This window comes from Enterococcus sp. DIV2402, assembly GCF_017426705.2.
Lineage (GTDB): Bacteria > Bacillota > Bacilli > Lactobacillales > Enterococcaceae > Enterococcus_F > Enterococcus_F lowellii.
Window position 1 is genome coordinate 1,505,749 of the sequence record NZ_CP147251.1, and the last position, 17,150, is coordinate 1,522,898.

Below are 17,150 nucleotides of genomic sequence, written 5' to 3' on the forward strand. Positions count from 1 at the left end.
TTTTTATAGATAACTAGACATTAATATAGAAGAAAGCAGCTTGCAAATTTTATCTCTGAATGTGTTGACTAGTGTCACAGAAGAGATGGTTAAAGATAGTATTTCCAGCAAAAAAACTTGCAAACAGCTTTGCAAGTTTTTGTTAAGTTTAAAAAGAGTTACCTTTATTCAGCATACAACATGATATGGTTTCGTTGACTTTTGGCTTGATATAGTGCAGTATCAGCATTTTGTAACAAGTCTTCTGCAAACATATCGGTTGTATATTTTGCGATACCAATACTAATGGTTAAGTGTAAGTCAAAATTTTTGATAATTGTTTCGTTAATTTGTTGTCGTAATGTGTTACATATTTGAAGAACTTCTTCAAGACTTATTTCTTCAAATAAAATACAAAATTCATCACCACCAAAGCGAAAAGGCGTGATTGATTTACTACTATGTTTTTTGAGAATTTTACCAATCTCTTGTAAGCATTCATCTCCTTTGGCATGTCCCAGAGAATCATTCACCTTTTTAAAAAAATCGAGATCCATCATCGCCAAATAATAGTGACTGTTCTCGATGGACTGATTCATCTCTTGAAATACATTTAATAAAGCGAGACGATTATTGATATGTGTCAGAGGATCAGTTAATAATTGTTCTTGCATTGTTTGCCGTTCATATTCTTTTTGAATGACTGCCATATTTTTCTTTTTTTGAAAATAAATAATCACCATGCTGATACCATAAAAAAAGATTAGCAGTAGTGTAGAGATAATCATATTCATCATAGAAATACCAGACTCAAAAGGAGACGGCTTGTTACCATCGTAGTAAATAAAATAATCTGAGATTAACTTGCAACCGATAGTAATAATCGCTACATTTGTTGTCAAAGAATATTTTCCGTAAAAAGCTGTAAATAAAATAGGTGCAAAAAAGATAATTGATATTGAGTAGATATAATGTACAGAATAAAAGACCATGCACACGCCGATTAAAGAAATCGATAGCAGATAGACTCGTGAAATGGAACTTAAATGACGAGTTCTCATCGTACAGACACTTAGGATTAAAAAAAGAATATTTAGTAGAAATGGATTGAGTACATATTTTATGTAATATTGGGATACTGTGAGTACGATTTGACTTTGCTCTACTTTGTAAAAGAGTATAGATAATAAAAGCTCAACAATTAATCCAAGACAAACCACACCAATTGTTGTTCGATAATGAAGTGTTAGCCATTGATTATCAATTTTTTGATATTCATGTTCAATCTCATTAATAAAGTTCGTATGCAATTTCTCAGACATTGTTCGTCTACCTTTCTATTAAGAATCTATTTTAGATGGAATAAAAAAAACGCTATGTTTCAGTATAGCATGCTTTTTTTCTTTAAAACCAAGTATCTGTTAATGACGGATGTTTAATATATTTTTACATAATTTTTAGTTAAATAAACGAATAATTGAGGGCTTATTTTATTAAAGTCAGTCAAGTATTCGTTTATTTTTATTTTGAGTGAACTTATAAAATAAATGTGAATCCGCTTTATTTTTTAGATTATTTTGTAAAACACCTCATTTTCGAAATGGTTAAAGGAAAAGCCGAGGAGCTATTGTTATTTCTTTCATTGCTCTGTATTGTATGGATATGTTCAGAATATTCAGAAAAAACTGGACAAAAGGAGGAAAAAAACATGACGAGCTTTTTTAGTTGGAACTTGGTAGTCGAATATTTCCCCAATATTCTTAGTGCACTACCAGTCACGCTCATGATTGTGGGAATTGCGACAATAGTAGGATTGTTTTTTGGAGGTGTGATTGCGTTTTTACGTATTGAAAACATTCCAGTTCTTAGTCAAATAGGGGCAATCTTTGTTTCGTTTATTCGAGGCACGCCGATTCTGGTTCAGTTGTATGTTGTTTATTACGGTGTACCAATGTTATTGCAGCTCATTCAAATTGATGTGAGTTCATGGAATAAAATTATTTTTATTTACATTACGTATGGATTAAACACCGCAGCATTTCAATCCGAGACAATTCGAGCCGCGATTTTAAGCGTACCAGCGACACAAAAAGAGGCAAGTATTGCTTGTGGATTGACAAAATACCAAATGTATACACGAGTTATTTTTCCTCAAGTCGTTCGAGTCGCATTGCCGGCATTTGGCACGACAACGATTGCCTTATTACAAGATACTTCACTCGCATTTACCATTGGTGTAATCGATGTGGTCGGAAAAGCACGAGCCATTGGAGCCGTTACTTTCCATACATTAGAAGGATACGTTGGAGCCGCTATTATTTTCATCGTATTAAGTATGGTTCTAGAACGCATCTTTGCTTTATTAGAACGGAATATGAGTTTTGAGCAAAAACGAGCGATGAAGATACAACTACCGAAATTATTTTTATTTAAACGAAAAAAAACGGAATTGATTTAAGGGAGGAACTAGGATGAAAAAGTCAAGATGGGTCACTAGCGGAGTCATAACAGCAGCACTATTTGTATTAGGAGCATGTGGAAATAATTCAGCAGCAACTGAGGAAAAAGGAACCGAAATTAAAATTGGTACAGGGAATGATGCACTGCCTTTTGCATACTTAAATGAAAATGGCGAATTAGATGGTTATGATGTAGCTATCTTAAAAGCAATTGATGAAAAATTACCTGATTATACCTTTGTATTGGAAGGTGCTGATTTTTCGACAACATTATCTAATTTAGAGAGTAAAAAAGTCGATATTGCTGCTTATGAATATGAAATTAACGACGAAAGACAAGAAAAATTTATCTACGGAGACGTAGGTTACTCTGTATGGGACACATATATTATTTTTGATCCAGCAAATGGTTCAACATATAACACATTTGATGATTTAGCAGGTAAGAAAATTTATGTAACAACAGCAACAAACCAAGCAGTAATGGCAGAAAATTATTTATCAGAACACCCAGATGCATTTGAATTGGTTTATGGTGAATACAATAACGAACAAATTGTCCAAGCGTTAACTTCAGGTGTGGTGGATGCGACATTGAGCCCACAATACCAATTAGATAATTGGAACAATTCTTTTAATACTTCTTTAGAAAGAGGAAATGAACCAGTGCATAATTCGAATGCTTTTCTATTGTTTAATAAAAAGACTGACGAAAAATTAATCGAAGCTGTAAATACAGGATTACAGGAATTGATTGATGATGGAACTGTGAAAAAACTTTCTGAACAATACTTAAAAGGAGATTACGTTCCTAAATAAACGAGGTGAGGATTATGAGTTTTGATTTGAGCACGATGATTCATTCATTACAAGTAGCAAGTCAATATATTGGAACAACATTATTTATGGCAATCATCTCGTTAATGATTGGCATGATCTTAGGATTGGGAATTGCGTTAATTCGATTGTACAAGGTGAAAGTGATATCGCCTATTTTACAAACAATCATCACTCTTTTGAAAGGCGTTCCGATTGTACTGATTATTTTAAGTATCTATTTGATTGCTTCAAAACAATTTGATGTGTGGGCCGAATCAATGGGCTGGTCCTTGCGCTTTAAGAACTTTCAGATGATTTGGATTGCGATTGTCGCTTTAAGTCTTTTATCAACAATCAATAGTAGTGAAATCTTTCGTGGCGCATTTGCTTCGATTAAAAAAGGACAGTTGGATGCGGCACATTCAATTGGTTTATCACCTTTTCAAACGATACAACGTGTGCTGTTACCCCAAGCAATTCCTGTTTCTTTGCCAATGTTTAGCAATTTATTAATCAATTTGATTAAAGCTTCAGCATTGGGTTCAATGGTGAGTGTCGTAGATGTTTTTGCGGCAGCTAAAATTACTGCGCAACAAAATTACCGTTTTTTAGAAGCATACATTGCTGTAGCGATTATTTATTGGGCATTGAGTTTCCTCATCGAAAAAGGAGCAGGATTCTTAGAAGAACGAATGACACGTAGATTGAGGAGGTCAACGACATGATTACGATGAAAGTACGAAATATTCATAAACGTTTTGGTGCAAATGAAGTCTTAAAAGGCATCGATATGGAGATTAATAAAGGAGAAGTAGTTGTGTTATTAGGACCAAGTGGTTCAGGAAAAACGACTTTCTTACGATGTTTAAATTTTTTAGAGCATGCCGATCAAGGAAAACTGACATTAGGTGGCGTGGAGACCAATATTGAAACAGCCACCAAAAAAGAAATTCTACAACACCAACGTAAAACAGCCATGGTTTTTCAAAATTATGCGTTGTTTTTGAACAAGACAGCTAAAGATAATATTGCTTTGCCACTCATGTTGGCACAAAAGCAAACACCTGAGGAAGCAAATAAAATAGCCTTACAACTTTTAGAACAAGTGGGTCTTAGCGATCGTGCGGATTTCTATCCAAGTCAAATGTCAGGCGGACAACAGCAGCGTATAGGCATTGCACGAGCATTGGCTTTAAATCCGGAAATTATCTTATTTGATGAACCAACCTCGGCTTTGGATCCCGAGTTAGTTGGTCAGACACTGCATTTAATGCAAGAGATTGCCAAAACAGGCGCAACCATGGTATTGGTCACACATGAAATGCAATTTGCTTATGATGTGGCCGATAAAGTTATTTTTATGGAAAATGGTCACATTGTTGAACAAGGTACACCAAAAGAAATATTTGAACAAACGAAAGAAGAGCGAACCAAAGATTTTCTCGCTCGTTTTACAAGTCAATTAGCCGGGTAGGAGGAAAAATAGATGAATTATCGTTTTGCGAATCGAATGTTAGGGATGCAGACATCCCCTTTAAGAGAAAATGCGAAGAAAAATATGGAAGAGTCAGAAGTTATTTCTTTTGCGTATGGTTTTCCGCCAACAGAAGCCTTTCCTATGGCGACGTTGCAAGAAATTTCCCAAAAAATTTATACGGAAGTAGATCCACAAATACTTTTACAATATGGCGCAACAGAAGGGTATCCTCTTTTGCGAAAATTAATTAAAGAACGTTTGGAAACAATCAATGCACTTAAAAACGATGAAGAAATCATGGTTGTATCTGGTTCTACGCAAGCGATGGATGTGGCGGTAAAGGTATTATGTAATGAAGGTGATATTGTCTTATGCGAAGAAATGACTTTTTCTGGAGCGGTGAACGCAATTAAAGGTTATGGTGCGATTCCTAAAGAGGTTCCGATGAATATCGAAGAAGAATCGGTTGATTTAGAAGCTTTAGAAGAACTATTACGAATGGATAGCAATCATCGTATTAAAATGCTTTATTTGATTCCGACCTTTCAAAATCCTTTAGGTACCTCAATTCCCTTAGAGAAACGTAAAGCGATTTATCAACTTTCAAAAAAATATGATGTGGTTATTTTTGAAGATGATCCTTATGGTGATTTGTTATATGAAGGAGATCCTATTCCTAAAATCAAGGAAATGGATACGGATGGTAGAGTGATTTATGCAGGTTCATTTTCTAAAATATTGGCACCTAGTACGCGCTTAGGTTTTGTGATGGCTCCGGATGAATTATTGGAAAAAATGATTTTAGCCAAACAAGTATCTGATTCACACAGCAATTTTTATTGGCAAGTGATGCTTGCAGAATTTATGCAACACCATAATTTTGAAGAACATGTTGATTTCTTAAAAGCTTTATATAAAGAAAAATTAACGACGATGATGGCGGGGCTAGATTCTTTAGCGCAAGATAAAATTAGTTATATCAAACCAACGGGTGGGTACTTTATCTGTTGTAAACTTGATAACTCAATTGACATGGAGAACTTTTATCAATTTTTAGAAGAGGACAAAGTCGTGGTGATTCCCGGAAATATCATGAGTGTCAATGGCAAAGGCTATGAGCATTATATTCGATTAAACTTTACCAAACCGACAATTGAAGAAATTGAAATAGGAATTGCACGACTCGGCACTGCTATCGAAAAAGCAGCTGTAAAAGAAGTCTATCGCGCAAGCTGAGGAGGAAGACGATGAAATTAATTTTTTTTAACGTAAGTGAAGAGGAACGATCATTTATTCAAAAATGGTCGTTCGTTAATCAGATTCCTGTTCAGATGGTTTCAGAAGGAATTTCTAGTGAAAACATTGAGTTGGTTAAAGGCTACGATGGTATTTGTCTTTATCCAAGTGTCGAAATGCGACAAAGCGAAACCATCTATAAACGGTTGAGTGATTATGGCATTCGTCAATTGTCCATTAAGTCTACGGGAGTGGATAGTGTAAATTTCGAATGGGCAGATAAATACAATTTAACAATCACGAATGTTCCAGGCTACAGTCCCACATCGGTCGGTCACTTTGCGATTATGTCCATCATGCTATTATTGCGAAATGTTCCCCTTCATATGACTGAACGATCAAAACGAAAAAATCTTATTGGTCGAGAATTACAAGACGTAACAGTTGGCGTATTAGGTACGGGACGAATTGGTTGCGTCGTAGCTGAAGGCATTTATGCCTTAGGTGGCAATGTTTTAGCATCTAGTTCACGTCCGAATCCTCGTCTTAAAGGTATTGTTAACTATGTTTCTTTTGAAGAATTAGTCAAACAGTCAGATGTTTTATCGATTCATATTCCTTTGAATGAACGTTCATTGTATCAATTTTCAGATGATGTATTTGCGATGATGAAACCCAATGCCTGCTTAGTTAATACTGCACGTGGCAAAATCATTGATACAAACGCTATGATTGATTGGCTGGCTTCAGGACAAGCTGGGGGAGTTGCTTTAGATGCAATTGAAAATGAAGAACAATATTTCAATGACGATTGGACGAAAAATCCCTTTTATAAAAAATTAATTCAGTATCCAAATGTCTTTTTAACGCCCCATGTGGCTTTTCATACAGAGTTAGCAGTGAAAGAAATTACCGAAACGGCGTTGAACAATGCCAAAGAAATTCTAGTGAAAGGAGAGTCTATGAATAAAATTTCAGTTTAAAATAGAAAGTAGGGATTACGATGGTTCAAGCACAAATTCAAGGATTGAAAAAACAATTTGGCAAAAACGAAATTTTAAAAGATGTGAGTATGACTATTCACCATGGAGAAGTCATTTGTATTATTGGTCCAAGTGGTTCTGGAAAGACAACCTTCTTGCGTTGCTTAAATTTATTAGAACGTCCAGATGCAGGAAGTTATGTTTTAGGATCTGAAAGTTATTTATTACATCGAATTGGAAGCAAGCAACGTCGCGAAATTGCGTTGAAAACGGCAATGGTTTTTCAATCGTATGAATTATTTCAACACATGACAGTTTTACAAAATGTGATGGAAGGACTAGTGACTCCTCGACATTATTCAAAAAAAGAAGCGCAAAAAATAGCATTAACCATGCTTGAAAAAGTTGGTTTGGTGGATAAAGCTGGTATGTACCCTATTCAGTTATCTGGAGGGCAACAACAACGGGTAGGAATTGCACGAGCAATGGCGTTGAGTCCAGAATTATTATTATTTGATGAACCAACTTCTGCTTTGGATCCAGAATTAGTAGGTGATGTCTTAAAGGTTATGCGTCAGTTGGCTGAGACGGGTCAAACGATGATTATTGTGACGCATGAAATGCAATTCGCTTATGAAGTAGCAGATAAGGTCATTTTTATGGCAGATGGTGTAGTTGTTGAAGCAGGAACGCCTGAAGAAGTTTTTCAACATTCAAAAGAAGAGCGAACGAAGAAATTTTTATCGCAAATTAACTTTAAAACAGCCTAAAGGAGATTAGCGATGGAATATTCTCAAGAAAAAGTCCGATTATGGACCAAAGATTTTATTTTGTTAATGCTGATTACCATGTTAGCAATGACCGCTATCACCACTCAGATGGGAACGTTACCGTTATTTGTATCTGAATTAGGAGGGTCAAGCGCTGTGTCAGGAGGAGTCGTCGGGATTTTAGGAATTTCCGCCTTGTTTGTCCGTTTTCCGATTGGCTTTCTCCTTGATAAATATGGTCGGCGCATCCTGCTAATCACAGGTTTATTTATTCTACTGATTGATTTTACACTTTTGAATTTTTTACAAACCTTACTTTCATTGTTCTTATTACGCTTAGTGCAAGGTGTTGGAAATAGTATCCAAGCGACTGCTTCAGCAACCATGACCGCTGATTTAATTCCTAAAGAGATATTGGCACGAGGACTGGGTTATTTTAGTATTGCTCAATCCGTACCTAGTGCGATTGGACCGCTGATTGGGTTGACAGTCGTTGAAAATTATGGATTTGATGCACTCTTTCGAATTGCGTTAGTTTTAACTGCACTAGCATTCTTTTTAAGTTTATTTGTCAGTGAAAGTCTAATGGTTACTGCTAAGAAAAAAAATGAGTTGGATGTTGGGCTATTGAAAAAGCCTGAAGTTGTTATTCCAAGCATCATTATGTTTTTGATTTTTTTAGCACAATCTGGAGTAGTTGCGTTTATCGCACAATTCGCCATAGAACGTCACATTTCTGGTGCGGGCTATTACTTTACAGTAATGTCTATTGTGACAGTTCTAGTGAGGCTTTGTTTTCCAGTATTACTAGAAAAAATAAATCAACAGTTTTTAATCATGGGTAGTATTTCGTTTGTAACGATAGCGTTTGCTCTGGTGGCATTTTCGAATGGTTTAGTGGAATTGTTGCTGTCAGCAATTTTATATGGAATCGGCTATGCAAATTTGATGCCGATAATGAATACGATTGTCTTACAAAGTGTTTCTGAGCAACAGCGAGGCAAAGCCACTGCTATTTTTTTATTGTCTTTAGATGTAGCTTATGGTGGTGGCGCAATGATTTGGGGTGTGGTAGCAACTTTTGTTGGGTTTTCAACTATGTATCTTTCATGTACACTATGTGGCATTTTAGCTGGCATTGTCTATTTATTTTGGCGAAATCGAATATAATATGTTATAAAATATAACATGATTAATAAACAACTGTTGCATCGAACTCTTTCTATCGTTAAAATAGAGTAACGATAGAAATTGGAGGGGATCACTATGGATATGCTAGACGTCAAAATACTTAATATTTTACAAAAAAATGCGCGTGTCACGGTAAAACAAATTGCCGAAGAGTGTTTTATTTCTTCTCCATCTGTTTCAACAAGATTACAAAACCTTGAAAATCAAGGGGTTATTAAATCTTATCAGACGATTGTTGACTATCAGAAATTAAACTTTTCGATTAAAGCGTATATTCAATGCGCCGTGAATGCAAAAATCAAATATGAGTTTTATCAGTACATTGAAGAGATTCCCAACGTAGTGGAATGTGACTGTATCACGGGTGATTTTTCAATGTTAATGAAAGTTTTTTTTCAAAACACGATTGAATTAGATGAATTTATTAATGAATTACAAACATTTGGTGATACAAAAACTAACATCGTTTTTTCGACCAACATCGGTCCACGAGGTGTAAAATTTGATACGGATGAATAACTACTTGCTGAAATTTCAGTAAGTAGTTTTTTTAGAAATCAATCATTTTAATGTTAGAAATAAAACATGTTATGATAGTAAGGCAAATTATACCTAAAGGAGAAAATGATTGAATGAGTTATGCATTAGAAATTAAAGCATTAAAAAAAGTATACGCATCTGGTGTGGAAGCGTTACGAGGAATTGATTTAACCGTTGAAGAAGGAGACTTCTATGCACTCTTAGGACCCAATGGCGCTGGGAAATCAACTACAATTGGTATTATCACCTCACTTGTCAATAAAACATCTGGTCAAGTGAAAATCTTTGATTATGATTTAGATACAGCGTTAGTTCGTGCGAAACAACAAATTGGTTTAGTACCACAAGAGTTTAATTTTAATCCCTTTGAAACAGTCCAACAAATTGTTGTGAACCAAGCAGGATATTATGGTGTGCCACGTAAAGAAGCGTTTAAACGTAGTGAAAAATATTTGAAACAATCTGATTTGTGGGAAAAGCGCAATGAACGTGCTGGAATGTTGTCAGGAGGGATGAAACGTCGTTTGATGATTGCTCGGGCAATGATGCACGAACCGAAATTATTGATTTTAGATGAACCAACTGCAGGTGTCGATATTGAATTACGTCGTGAAATGTGGCGTTTTTTAAGAGAATTAAATGAAAAAGGCACGACTATTATTTTGACGACGCATTATCTAGAAGAAGCAGAGATGTTATGTCGAAACATCGGCATTATTCAATCCGGACGTTTAATTGAAAATACAAGCATGAAATCTTTGTTATCAAAATTACAGTTTGAAACATTTTTATTTGATTTAGCACCATTCGACAAAGCCCCAGAGATTGTCGGCTATAATAGTTCATTTGAAGATGATACAACACTTGCAGTAGAAGTTGAACGTAATCAAGGAATCAATGAGTTATTTGAACAATTAACCAGCCAAGGAATTAAAGTCTTATCGATGCGCAATAAATCCAATCGTTTGGAAGAATTATTCCTAAAAATTACTGAAGAAAATCAACAAATGGGGGAGAAACATGTTTAGTCTTTATTTTACAGCTTTAAAAAGTCTCGCAGTTAAGGAGACACATCGCTATATGCGAATTTGGATACAAACGTTAGTACCACCAGTTATAACAACATCTCTTTATTTTGTTATTTTTGGCAATTTAATTGGTGGACGAATTGGTGATATGGCAGGATTTACTTATATGGAATTTATTGTACCGGGATTAATCATGATGTCTGTGATTACCAGTTCTTATTCTAATGTTGCTTCTTCATTTTTCTCACAGAAGTTTCAAAAAAATATTGAAGAGTTATTGGTTGCGCCGGTACCAACACATGTCATTATCTGGGGATTTGTGATCGGTGGCTTAGGAAGAAGTGTTTTGGTGGGCGCATTAGTGACATTAATTTCTTTATTTTTTGTACCGTTGCATGTTTACTCATGGGGAATTGTTGTGGTGACTCTTTTAATGACAGGAACCTTATTCTCATTAGCAGGCCTATTGAATGGGATTTTTGCGAAATCCTTTGATGATGTTTCGATTGTACCAACCTTTGTGTTGCAACCATTGACTTATCTAGGTGGCGTATTTTATGCCATTTCTATGTTACCACCAATTTGGCAAACAATTTCTAAAATCAACCCGATTGTTTATATGATTTCTGGATTCCGTTACGGATTTTTAGGAACAATCGATGTCCCGTTAGTTTTTTCGATGACTATTTTAGTGTTGTTCATTATTGTTTTGTATGGCGCTTGTTGGTATTTAATTGAGCGTGGACGTGGATTAAGAAGTTAATGAATTAAATGTTGTTTATTTTAATTTGGCGTAATTAGATGCATTACGCCAAATTAATGATATAAAAAATGAATTAAAAGTTATTGTTGAAAGCGCAATACTTTTGTGGTAAGATTTAAACAAATATTGACCATCTTGGTTTGGACTGTTACTGATTCGATCAGGCATGACCAATTTTTCAGTTTTTTTGTGCTGGAATATTGGTCATTTTTTGCGTATTGTGAGAAAAATGGAAGGTGTTTACATGAAGGTAATAAAAAAAATTAACAATAATATCGTTATGGCAAAAATGAGGGATGGTTCTGAAGTATTTGTGGTTGGTAGAGGATTGGGATTTCGACAAACACCTTTTATTTTAAATGATAATGATGAAATTATTGAAAAAATATTTACCCAACAAGATAAAAATGCCGATAAATATATGGCAATTTTTACCCAAATTCCCTTACCAATTATTAACATAACAGAAAAGATTATCGAGGAGGGAAAAGAATTATTACAAGCAAACTTAAATGAGTTGCTTTTGTTTTCTTTGGCAGATCATATTAATAATTCAGTGGAGAGAGAAGAAGGTACTGATGAAGTAATTAATACCTTACACTGGGAAATTAAACATATCTATCCAACTGAAACAAAAATTGGCGAATATGCATTGTCTTTAATTAAAGAAAAAACTGCCATTACACTCCCTAAAGAAGAGTCCAGTTTAATTGCATTACATTTTGTAAATGCCCAATTAAAAAATGGAGCAGATTTTTCAGAAACATCTAAAATTACTCAAATTATTAAAGATATTGTTACGATAGTAAAATATAATCTGAAGAAAAACATTAACGAAGATTCAATTAATTTTGCTCGTTTTGTGACACATTTAAGATACTTTATTTTTCGACAAATCAATAATGAATCATTAAATGAACAATCTGAATTATATGAAGTCGTTAAAAAAACGGCTGAGCAAGAACTAGAATGTTTAAAAAAGATTTGCCTATATCTTGAAAATAATTATAATTGGCATGTTACCACAGATGAACAATTATATTTATTATTGCATTTAAAACGTTTATCAACTAAATAGCCATTCTGGACTGTTACTGATTCGATCAGGCATGACCAACACAAAAAATTCATTTTTTTGTGCTGGTCATTTTTTATATATAAAAGGAGGAAAGCGATATGACTAATGAAGAATTAGCCAAGAAAATTGTTGAAAAAATAGGAGGGGAGGAGAATATTCAGAATTTTACACATTGTGCCACACGCCTGCGTTTTAATTTGAAAGATAATAGTAAAGCTGATTTGAAAACGATTGCTAATTTGGATGGTGTCTTAAATGCTCAATTGCAAAATGGGCAAACACAGGTAATTATTGGAGCTAAGGTTCAAAAAATTTATCATGAAGTTCAAAAAATAGTAAAAATTGATGAAGATGCTGCTCATTTTGAACCTGCGGAAAAGAAAGGAAAAATTAGTTCTGTCATTGAAACCATTGCTGGAATTTTTAGTCCAGCAATTCCAATGATTATTGCTGGAGGGATGTTAAAAGCAGTTGTTTCGCTTTTAACAACGTATAACTTAATTAATGCTGAATCTAGCGAAGTAGCTATTCTAAGTATGATTGGTGATTTAGTATTTTACTTCTTACCGTTTATTTTAGCATTAAGCGCTGCCAAGAAATTTAAAACCAATGAATTTCTTGCTTTAGGTTTAGCAGCAGGATATATGTATCCAACAATTCTAAATGGTGCATTAGCAATTGCTGATACAGGTGTAGACACAATCAGTTTCTTTGGTTTGCCAATTCTTTTAGTGAACTACAAATCGACAGTTATCCCGATTATTTTATCTGTGTGGTTTTTAAGTTACGTGGATAAATGGGTAAATAAGTTTATGCCTGATTTTTTAAAAATTATTTTTTCTGCAATGATTGTGTTGTTAATTATGATTCCATTGCAACTAGTTGTGTTAGGTCCAATTGGTTCTTATGTCGGTGAATATCTAGCTATATTTATCCGTTGGTTTTACACAGTTGGTGGCGTATTCTCTGCTTTTGCTTTAGGAGGCACACGGTCATTATTAACAATGTTAGGAATGCATTATGCTATTGGGCCTCTGCAAATTCAAGAAATTGCAGCCACAGGTGGTTCCTATATTTTAGTAAGTGCATTAACTGCCAACATGTCTCAAGCTGGTGCTGCCTTAGGGGTATTTTTACGTGCTAAAGATAAGTCAGTTAAGTCATTAGCGGCTACGTCGTCTATTTCGGCTTTTCTAGGAATCACGGAACCTGCTATGTTTGGAGTTAACCTAAGATATAAACGTCCATTTGGCTTTGCTTTACTTTCTTCTGCAATCGGAGCAGCATTTTTATCGTTATTTAATGCGCAAGGAACTGCATATGTACCGCCTTCATTATTAACTTTGCCAGTCTTTACAGCAAATAATTTTGGTGCTTTAATCATTGGTGTATTAATTTCAGCAGGATTAGCTTGCGTCTTGACATATCTTTTTGGTTTGCCAAAAGAAGTGACCACAGCTAGAGTTGAACCAACCGACGATTCAGTAATGATTTCAAGCAAGGTTAAAGAAAATTTTGTTATAGAAAGTCCCTTATCCGGCGAGGTAATTTCGTTAGCTGAAGTGAATGATGAAGTATTTAGCCAAGAATTGGTTGGTAAAGGGAATGCAATTATCCCTACTGAAGGAAAAATAGTTGCACCGTTTGATGGCACAATCTCCGTCTTTTTTGATTCCAAACATGCGTTAGGGCTACTATCTGATGAAGGAGTAGAAATATTAATTCATGTGGGAATCGATACGGTTAATTTAGAGGGTAAATATTTTAGTAGTACCTTAAAACAAGGCGATACATTTAAAAAAGGGGATGTACTTTTAACCTTTGATATTGATAAAATAAAAGCAAGTGGTTATGAAATTTCAACACCTATTGTTGTAACAAATATGGATGCTTATCAAGAAATCATTTCAAGTGAGCATAAATTAATTAAAACGGGTGAATCACTTATTAAAGTACAAACAAAATAGAAAGGAATGAAGATCATGAGTTTTCCAGAGAATTTTTTATGGGGCGGCGCTACTGCAGCAAACCAATACGAAGGTGGCTATTTATCAGGAGGTAAAGGATTAAGCACTTTGGATGCAATTACTGGTGGAGACAAAGATACACCAAGAATGATTACATTTAAAACAAAAGAAGGCGAGGTTAGTCAAGTCAAAGCCAATCAAAGTTTGCCAGAAGGGGCATTAGGATATATCGATTCTGAACAATATTATCCTAGCCATGTGGCAACTGATTTTTATCACCATTATAAAGAAGATATTGCGCTATTTGCAGAAATGGGCTTTAAATGTTTCCGCTTTTCGATGTCTTGGGCAAGAATTTGTCCGCAAGGGACCGAAGAAGTGAATGAAGAAGGATTACAATTCTATGAAAATATCATTGATGAATGTTTGAAATATGGGATTGAACCTGTAGTTACAATTAATCATTTTGATATTCCAATGTATTTAGCAGATGAATATGATGGTTGGTCCAACCGTAAAGTTATTGATTATTTTGTCTTTTTCTGCGAAACAATTTTTAATCGTTATAAAGATAAAGTAAAATATTGGATGACATTTAATGAAATTAATTTTTTACGTAGTTGGACTCAAATTGGTATCCATAGTAGTGAACCGCAAAGTAAATACCAAGCAGCACATCATTTATTTGTCGCTAGTGCAAAAGCTGTTGAACTAGGACATAGTATCAATCCGAATTTCCAGATTGGGATGATGGTTGCTTACATTCCAAGTTATCCAATGACTAGTAAACCGGAAGACGTTTTTGCAGCCATTGAATATAATCGACAACATGAATTTTATATGGATGTGCAAGTGAAAGGGTATTATCCTGCACATCAACTGAAAAAATTTGAACGTGAAGGCATTACAATAGCTAAAGAAGCAGGTGATGATGAACTAATTGCCAAAGGAACTGTCGATTTTATCGGGTTTAGCTACTATATGTCAACAGCGTCTACAGTAAACTTAGAAAACGTGAAGTACATTGGCGGCAATCAAGTTCCAGCAGTTAAAAATCCTTATCTAACTGAATCTGAATGGGGCTGGGCGGTAGATCCATTAGGTTTAAGAATTTCATTAGTACAAATATACGAACGTTATCATATCCCATTATTTGTAGTAGAAAATGGGTTTGGTGCAGTTGATGAAGTGACCGAGAACGGCGAAATTATTGATGATTATCGTATTGATTATTTTTCTAAACATATTCAATGCATGAAAGACGCCATCGAATTAGATGGAGTTGATTTAATTGGTTATACGCCATGGGGTTGTATTGATATTGTTTCTGCTGGAACAGGAGAAATGAAAAAAAGATATGGTTTTATTCATGTTGACATGGATGATCAAGGAAATGGCACCTTAAAACGTACCAAGAAAAAATCTTTTGATTGGTATAAAGAAGTAATTGCAACAAACGGCGAACAGTTATAATTAACAAACAAGGGCAGAATGGAGAATAATTCTGCTCTTTGATTGTATTGTTCAGTTAATTCACAGATGTCTATGATGACTTTGTGATAAAATAAAAGAAGAAAGTATTGTGAAGATTCAATTTAGTGCGAATCCCAAGCTCCCAGAAAAACACTAGACGATTCGCACCGAAAAAAAGCTGTAAAATGAGATTATGATGAGAGAAAATACAATTATATGTGTTTTTTTGAAAAAAAACACATATAATTGGGCGAAACTCATCAGGAAAACAGAACGAATCACTGTTTTTTATACTTAATCGCCGTTGCAGTCTTTATGACTGCATGGATTGAAATAAGGGTAAAAACCTCAAAAAAGCTAAAACGCCTTTGTTGCAGTCTTTATGACTGCATGGATTGAAATAGTAAAAAATATAGTTCGTATTTCCATCTTGGTTTGTTGCAGTCTTTATGACTGCATGGATTGAAATGTCTTTTGGTTGATTTTTACTGTCACGACTAAAAGTTGCAGTCTTTATGACTGCATGGATTGAAATTTGCCACTCGTCGAGGGTTGGTTGCTCGTTGATAGTTGCAGTCTTTATGACTGCATGGATTGAAATTGGCAGTGTCTCTTTTCTCAAAGGCTTGCGACCATGTTGCAGTCTTTATGACTGCATGGATTGAAATATAAAAAGCGTGGGCGATTTATTATGCCAATGTATAAGTTGCAGTCTTTATGACTGCATGGATTGAAATTCGCGAATAAACATGCTATTTACACTCCTTATTTCGTTGCAGTCTTTATGACTGCATGGATTGAAATCATGCAGGTGATGGGGTTGGTTTAGGAACTACCTGTTGCAGTCTTTATGACTGCATGGATTGAAATTTCAATTCGGTCGTTTAATAAGTAAATTACAGATGTTGCAGTCTTTATGACTGCATGGATTGAAATTATCATCAATAGCCAATTAGCTATCTTGACAGAAGGTTGCAGTCTTTATGACTGCATGGATTGAAATAAATTTATAAAGAACTTGTTGATTAGGACACCATGTTGCAGTCTTTATGACTGCATGGATTGAAATAGCAAGTTTTGTTATGATAATATTTTTGAAGTTTTGTTGCAGTCTTTATGACTGCATGGATTGAAATTACCTTAGATGTGGTACGGGAGAGTTTAACTACCTGGTTGCAGTCTTTATGACTGCATGGATTGAAATCAATCAACGTATGCTACTTGATAACTAAACATTTGTTGCAGTCTTTATGGCTGCATGGATTGAAATAGCGAGGGTCAACGCTGACCTCAAGGACGGTTGCAACGTTGCAGTCTTCATGACTGCATGGATTGAAATGAGATTATCCTCAAAAATAAGTTGGATATATGGCGAGTTGCAGTCTTC

Annotated in this window: 15 protein-coding genes and 1 CRISPR repeat array (1 of these 16 running past the window's edge); of the genes, 14 read left to right on the top strand and 1 reads right to left on the bottom strand. The window is 34.8% G+C overall.

Annotated elements, in window-relative coordinates; translation table 11 throughout:
* Window positions 1–164: 164 nt before the first annotated feature.
* A complete protein-coding gene (locus tag DOK78_RS07370; protein WP_207940969.1) occupies window positions 165–1,301 on the bottom strand; it encodes a GGDEF domain-containing protein in 1,137 nt (378 codons plus the stop codon).
* A gap of 386 nt (window positions 1,302–1,687) precedes the next feature.
* Between DOK78_RS07370 and DOK78_RS07375 the strand changes: the two genes are divergently transcribed.
* The 14 genes from DOK78_RS07375 to DOK78_RS07440 all read left to right on the top strand — a co-directional run bounded on the left by DOK78_RS07375 (window position 1,688) and on the right by DOK78_RS07440 (window position 15,763).
* Window positions 1,688–2,437, top strand: coding sequence for an amino acid ABC transporter permease (locus DOK78_RS07375; RefSeq protein ID WP_207940968.1), 750 nt, complete (start codon window positions 1,688–1,690; stop codon window positions 2,435–2,437).
* 13 nt (window positions 2,438–2,450) lie between these two features.
* Window positions 2,451–3,257, top strand: a complete 807-nt coding sequence (locus tag DOK78_RS07380; protein WP_207940967.1) for a transporter substrate-binding domain-containing protein — start codon at window positions 2,451–2,453, stop codon at window positions 3,255–3,257.
* Window positions 3,258–3,271: 14 nt separating this feature from the next.
* A complete protein-coding gene (locus tag DOK78_RS07385; protein WP_207940966.1) occupies window positions 3,272–3,982 on the top strand; it encodes an amino acid ABC transporter permease in 711 nt (236 codons plus the stop codon).
* A complete protein-coding gene (locus DOK78_RS07390; protein WP_207940965.1) occupies window positions 3,979–4,731 on the top strand; it encodes an amino acid ABC transporter ATP-binding protein in 753 nt (250 codons plus the stop codon). Before DOK78_RS07385 ends, DOK78_RS07390 begins: the two co-directional genes overlap by 4 nt.
* A 12-nt stretch (window positions 4,732–4,743) precedes the next feature.
* Window positions 4,744–5,970: a PLP-dependent aminotransferase family protein gene (locus DOK78_RS07395; protein WP_207940964.1), complete on the top strand. Its 1,227-nt coding sequence runs from the start codon at window positions 4,744–4,746 to the stop codon at window positions 5,968–5,970.
* 11 nt (window positions 5,971–5,981) lie between these two features.
* Window positions 5,982–6,953 (top strand): NAD(P)-dependent oxidoreductase, encoded by a 972-nt coding sequence (locus tag DOK78_RS07400; protein ID WP_207940963.1) that lies wholly within the window; start codon window positions 5,982–5,984, stop codon window positions 6,951–6,953.
* A gap of 20 nt (window positions 6,954–6,973) precedes the next feature.
* Window positions 6,974–7,723, top strand: a complete 750-nt coding sequence (locus tag DOK78_RS07405) for an amino acid ABC transporter ATP-binding protein (RefSeq protein ID WP_207940962.1) — start codon at window positions 6,974–6,976, stop codon at window positions 7,721–7,723.
* 12 nt (window positions 7,724–7,735) lie between these two features.
* On the top strand, window positions 7,736–8,893 hold the full coding sequence (locus DOK78_RS07410) for an MFS transporter (RefSeq protein ID WP_207940961.1): 1,158 nt from the start codon (window positions 7,736–7,738) through the stop codon (window positions 8,891–8,893).
* 96 nt (window positions 8,894–8,989) lie between these two features.
* The gene (locus tag DOK78_RS07415; RefSeq protein WP_207940960.1) at window positions 8,990–9,433 is read left to right on the top strand and encodes an Lrp/AsnC family transcriptional regulator; all 444 of its coding nucleotides are present in this window, start codon (window positions 8,990–8,992) and stop codon (window positions 9,431–9,433) included.
* A gap of 113 nt (window positions 9,434–9,546) precedes the next feature.
* Complete coding sequence (locus tag DOK78_RS07420; protein ID WP_207940959.1) at window positions 9,547–10,482, top strand: ABC transporter ATP-binding protein; 936 nt, start codon at window positions 9,547–9,549, stop codon at window positions 10,480–10,482.
* Window positions 10,475–11,245 (top strand): ABC transporter permease, encoded by a 771-nt coding sequence (locus DOK78_RS07425; protein WP_207940958.1) that lies wholly within the window; start codon window positions 10,475–10,477, stop codon window positions 11,243–11,245. Before DOK78_RS07420 ends, DOK78_RS07425 begins: the two co-directional genes overlap by 8 nt.
* Window positions 11,246–11,489: 244 nt before the next feature.
* Complete coding sequence (locus DOK78_RS07430) at window positions 11,490–12,323, top strand: PRD domain-containing protein (RefSeq protein WP_207940957.1); 834 nt, start codon at window positions 11,490–11,492, stop codon at window positions 12,321–12,323.
* Window positions 12,324–12,421: 98 nt separating this feature from the next.
* Window positions 12,422–14,290 carry a beta-glucoside-specific PTS transporter subunit IIABC gene (locus DOK78_RS07435; RefSeq protein WP_207940956.1) on the top strand — a complete coding sequence of 623 codons (1,869 nt, stop codon included), beginning with the start codon at window positions 12,422–12,424 and terminating at the stop codon, window positions 14,288–14,290.
* Window positions 14,291–14,305: 15 nt separating this feature from the next.
* Window positions 14,306–15,763, top strand: a complete 1,458-nt coding sequence (locus tag DOK78_RS07440; RefSeq protein WP_207940955.1) for a glycoside hydrolase family 1 protein — start codon at window positions 14,306–14,308, stop codon at window positions 15,761–15,763.
* A gap of 303 nt (window positions 15,764–16,066) precedes the next feature.
* A CRISPR array of direct repeats spans window positions 16,067–17,150; the repeat unit is 32 nt; unit sequence GTTGCAGTCTTTATGACTGCATGGATTGAAAT; it runs 20 nt beyond the window's last position.

Bases quoted from the DNA above. Each gene is read 5' to 3' on its own strand.
- DOK78_RS07400 (WP_207940963.1), top strand. From the start codon at position 5,982: ATGAAATTAATTTTTTTTAACGTAAGTGAAGAGGAACGATCATTTATT.
- DOK78_RS07405 (WP_207940962.1), top strand. From the start codon at position 6,974: ATGGTTCAAGCACAAATTCAAGGATTGAAAAAACAATTTGGCAAAAAC.
- DOK78_RS07420 (WP_207940959.1), top strand. From the start codon at position 9,547: ATGAGTTATGCATTAGAAATTAAAGCATTAAAAAAAGTATACGCATCT.
- DOK78_RS07415 (WP_207940960.1), top strand. From the start codon at position 8,990: ATGGATATGCTAGACGTCAAAATACTTAATATTTTACAAAAAAATGCG.
- DOK78_RS07425 (WP_207940958.1), top strand. From the start codon at position 10,475: ATGTTTAGTCTTTATTTTACAGCTTTAAAAAGTCTCGCAGTTAAGGAG.
- DOK78_RS07435 (WP_207940956.1), top strand. From the start codon at position 12,422: ATGACTAATGAAGAATTAGCCAAGAAAATTGTTGAAAAAATAGGAGGG.
- DOK78_RS07430 (WP_207940957.1), top strand. From the start codon at position 11,490: ATGAAGGTAATAAAAAAAATTAACAATAATATCGTTATGGCAAAAATG.
- DOK78_RS07395 (WP_207940964.1), top strand. From the start codon at position 4,744: ATGAATTATCGTTTTGCGAATCGAATGTTAGGGATGCAGACATCCCCT.
- DOK78_RS07385 (WP_207940966.1), top strand. From the start codon at position 3,272: ATGAGTTTTGATTTGAGCACGATGATTCATTCATTACAAGTAGCAAGT.
- DOK78_RS07375 (WP_207940968.1), top strand. From the start codon at position 1,688: ATGACGAGCTTTTTTAGTTGGAACTTGGTAGTCGAATATTTCCCCAAT.
- DOK78_RS07410 (WP_207940961.1), top strand. From the start codon at position 7,736: ATGGAATATTCTCAAGAAAAAGTCCGATTATGGACCAAAGATTTTATT.
- DOK78_RS07440 (WP_207940955.1), top strand. From the start codon at position 14,306: ATGAGTTTTCCAGAGAATTTTTTATGGGGCGGCGCTACTGCAGCAAAC.
- DOK78_RS07370 (WP_207940969.1), bottom strand. From the start codon at position 1,301: ATGTCTGAGAAATTGCATACGAACTTTATTAATGAGATTGAACATGAA.
- DOK78_RS07380 (WP_207940967.1), top strand. From the start codon at position 2,451: ATGAAAAAGTCAAGATGGGTCACTAGCGGAGTCATAACAGCAGCACTA.
- DOK78_RS07390 (WP_207940965.1), top strand. From the start codon at position 3,979: ATGATTACGATGAAAGTACGAAATATTCATAAACGTTTTGGTGCAAAT.